A 3,796-nucleotide genomic window follows, 5' to 3' on the forward strand; every position below is an offset into this window, starting at 1 on the left:
GTATAATTGTATTCTACCACTGAAATATCTTAATTTAGATAGAGTAAAAAAATCTTAACAATTATTTTAAATATAAACTTCTTAAAATCAAGGTGAGCCATCAAGACTCACCCTCACCTAAATTATACCAAAGCCGCCTGTTCCTCCTGACTAATCACCCTACCCTCATCTTGAAAACCAGCAATTTGATCAAAGTTCAAATAGCGATACAAATCATCAGCAAAAGGATGAATTCTCTCCGCCACAATCTCCAAATATTCCTGCACATTAGGAAGCCTTCCCAACAACGCACAAACCGCTGCTAATTCCGCCGAACCTAAATACACTTGAGCGCCTTTACCCATGCGATTATTGAAATTACGAGTCGAAGTAGAAAACACAGTTGTATTATCATCAACTCGCGCCTGATTTCCCATACATAAACTGCATCCGGGAATCTCAGTTCTCGCATTTGCACCTACAAAAACATCATACACACCTTCTACTTTTAATTGATGTTCATCCATTCTTGTAGGCGGTGCAATCCATAACCGCGCTTTCACCTCACCAGCACCTTCTAAAACCTTCGCAGTTGCTCGATAATGTCCGATATTTGTCATACAAGAACCCACAAAAACTTCTTGTACAGGATCATTGGCAACTGCCGATAATAACTTAACATTATCTGGGTCATTAGGAGCAGCTACAATTGGTTCTGTGATTTGGCTTAAATCAATCTCAATTACTTCTGCATATTCGGCATCAGCGTCAGCAGATAATAACACCGGATTGGCTAACCATTCCTCCATTTTAGCCACACGACGCATGATAGTTCTGCCATCACTATAACCCCGTGCTACCATGTTTTTTAACAGAGCAATATTGGAACGCAAATATTCCGCAATTGTCTCTTCACTTAACTTAATTGTACAACCTGCACAAGAACGTTCTGCGGAAGCATCGGTTAATTCAAAAGCTTGTTCAACTTTCAAATTTGGTAAACCTTCAATTTCCAAAATCTTGCCAGAGAAAACATTTTTCTTGTTCTGCTTCTCGACAGTTAACAAACCTTTTTGCATAGCCACATAAGGAATTGCATTCACAACATCCCTCAGCGTTATTCCTGGTTGCAATTCTCCTGTAAATCTGACTAAAACTGATTCTGGCATATCTAAAGGCATTACACCTAATGCACCAGCAAACGCAACTAACCCAGAACCAGCAGGGAAAGATATACCCAAGGGGAAGCGAGTATGGGAATCTCCACCTGTTCCCACTGTGTCGGGTAACAACATCCGGTTTAACCAGGAGTGAATGATACCATCCCCAGGACGCAAAGCTACACCACCACGGGAGGAAATGAAGTCTGGTAATTCCTGATGGGTTTTAATATCCACAGGTTTGGGATAGGCGGCTGTGTGACAGAAACTCTGCATTACCAAGTCTGCACTGAAGCCTAAACAAGCCAGTTCTTTCAATTCATCTCTGGTCATTGGTCCTGTAGTGTCCTGAGAACCCACTGTAGTCATGATTGGTTCGCAAGATGTCCCCGGACGTACTCCTGGCAAACCAGCGGCTTTACCGACCATTTTCTGCGCCAATGTGAAGCCTTTGCCGGTGTCGGTGGGGGATTGGGGACGGATAAATAAATCGCTGGGTTTTAAACCTAATGCTTGACGGGTTTTGTCGGTGAGAGTCCGTCCAATTAGTAGGGGAATGCGTCCACCGGCGCGAACTTCGTCTAGAATAGTGTCAGGTTTGAGGCTGAAGGTGGAAATTACTTCTCCTGCGGCATTGAGAACAGTTCCTTTATAGGGATAAATGGTAATTACGTCACCGGTTTCCATTTTGCTGACATCGCATTGAATGGGTAATGCACCGGCATCTTCGGCTGTGTTAAAAAAGATAGGTGCGATCGCACTTCCTAAAATATAACCCCCCGCCCGTTTGTTTGGTACAAAGGGAATATCATTACCCAAATGCCATAATACAGAATTGATTGCAGACTTGCGAGAAGAACCTGTACCCACGACATCACCAACGTAAGCTACAGGATGTCCTTTTTTCTTTAACTCTGCAATGGTTTCTAAACTTCCCGGTTGACGAGTTTCCAACATCGCCAATGCGTGTAATGGAATATCTGGTCTGGTTGTAGCGTGAGTTGCCGGTGATAAGTCGTCAGTGTTAGTTTCTCCGGGAACTTTAAAAACCGTAACGGTGATAAATTCTGGTAATGTCGGACGGGAAGTAAACCATTCTGCTTCTGCCCAAGAGTTTACCACCTGTTTGGCGTAGGGGTTAGTTTTTGACAATTCCAAAACATCATGGAAAGCATCATACACCAACATAATTTTACTGAGAGCGTTAGCTGCATAAGCGGCAATTTGTTCTCTTCCTTCTCCTCCCATTACCAAGGGTGTTTCTGAAGCTGTTGATACAGAGGTACTGGAAACTTGGAGTAAATCAATTAAGGATTGGACATTGTAACCACCGATCATAGTTCCCAGTAATTCTACCGCATCAACTGGTGAAACTAAGGGACCGGTAATTTCTCCTTTCGCAATAGCGGTAAGAAATCCAGCTTTTACATAAGCAGCTTGATCTACTCCGGGGGGAATGCGATCGCGTAATAAATTTAACAATAACTCTTCTTCGCCTGTGGGTGGATTTTTCAGTAATTCACACAATGCTGATGTTTGTACTGCATCTAACGGTAAGGGAGGAATACCCAGTTGAGCGCGTTCTTGGGTGTGTTGTTGATATTCTGCTAACATGATTTAGCTTTTCTCCTGTAATGTGTTGATTTCTTTATTTTATTGTACGGGAATTGTTACAAGAGTTACTGGTAAACGAATTTGTCAGAAATAGACAGTTTATGGTTTATAATTTAAGAAGTAAAGTTTACATTAAGTAAGTAATAATGTTGATAAGGAGTTCATGATGTCATACCAAAATATTATTACCATAGAACCTGGAAAGAGAAGCGGAAAACCTTGTATTAGAGGTATGAGAATTACTGTTTATGATGTTCTTTCCTATTTAGCATCAGGAATGACTTTTGAAGAAATATTAGCCGATTTTCCTTATTTAACCAAAGAAGATATTTTAGCTTGTTTAAGTTATGCAGCAGATCGTGAACGTCAAACCATGTTAGTTAATTCATGAAACTACTTTTTGATCATAATTTATCACCAAATTTAATTAATTCTTTGGCTGATATTTATCCTAATTCTAATCATCTTTATTTAATGCAATTAGATCAAGAATCAGATTATACAGTGTGGGAGATTGCCAAAAACCAAGACTATATTATTGTGACTAAAGATGCGGATTTTAATGAATTATCAATTTTGAGAGGTTTTCCACCTAAAGTAATTTGGATTCGCTCAGGAAATTGTTCAACTAAAACCATAGAATTAATGCTGAGAAATAACCACGAAATTATTTTATCTTTTGCAGAAGATCAAAATACTGGTATTCTGGCTTTGTATAGGTGAAATATAAGTTGAATTTTGGAGCTTTGAGCAAGTTTTAGCGTTTAGTTGTAAAGGAATTGTTACAAGAGTTACTAGTAAACAAATTTGTCATTGAGAAAGTTTTTGGAGAAATAGGTAAAGATTTTATTCATGTTCATCATTTAATTCCTTTATCGGAAATTAATCAAGAATACGAAGTTGATCCAATTCAAGATTTACGTCCAGTATGTCCTAATTGTCATGGAATGCTACATAGAAAAAAGCCGCCATATACTATAGAACAAATTAAAAATATCCTTAATGACAATAATTAAAATTGAAGTGATTGTTCAACATTCCAT

General features: G+C 39.2%; 4 protein-coding genes. 3 read left to right on the top strand and 1 reads right to left on the bottom strand.

Features of this window, described 5'->3' with window-relative positions; translation table 11 throughout:
- Positions 1-122: 122 nt before the first annotated feature.
- The gene (gene acnB / locus IQ228_RS22985; protein ID WP_193964555.1) at positions 123-2,753 is read right to left on the bottom strand and encodes a bifunctional aconitate hydratase 2/2-methylisocitrate dehydratase; all 2,631 of its coding nucleotides are present in this window, start codon (positions 2,751-2,753) and stop codon (positions 123-125) included.
- 166 nt (positions 2,754-2,919) lie between these two features.
- Between acnB and IQ228_RS22990 the strand changes: the two genes are divergently transcribed.
- Genes IQ228_RS22990 through IQ228_RS23000 form a run of 3 tightly spaced genes read left to right on the top strand, consistent with a single transcriptional unit; the run spans position 2,920 to position 3,769 of the window.
- On the top strand, positions 2,920-3,144 hold the full coding sequence (locus tag IQ228_RS22990; RefSeq protein WP_193964556.1) for a DUF433 domain-containing protein: 225 nt from the start codon (positions 2,920-2,922) through the stop codon (positions 3,142-3,144).
- Positions 3,141-3,476, top strand: coding sequence for a DUF5615 family PIN-like protein (locus IQ228_RS22995; RefSeq protein ID WP_027402623.1), 336 nt, complete (start codon positions 3,141-3,143; stop codon positions 3,474-3,476). Before IQ228_RS22990 ends, IQ228_RS22995 begins: the two co-directional genes overlap by 4 nt.
- A 56-nt stretch (positions 3,477-3,532) precedes the next feature.
- Positions 3,533-3,769, top strand: a complete 237-nt coding sequence (locus IQ228_RS23000; protein WP_051424340.1) for an HNH endonuclease — start codon at positions 3,533-3,535, stop codon at positions 3,767-3,769.
- Positions 3,770-3,796 lie beyond the last annotated feature (27 nt).

The organism is Dolichospermum sp. LEGE 00246 (genome assembly GCF_015207865.1).
Lineage (GTDB): Bacteria > Cyanobacteriota > Cyanobacteriia > Cyanobacteriales > Nostocaceae > Dolichospermum > Dolichospermum heterosporum.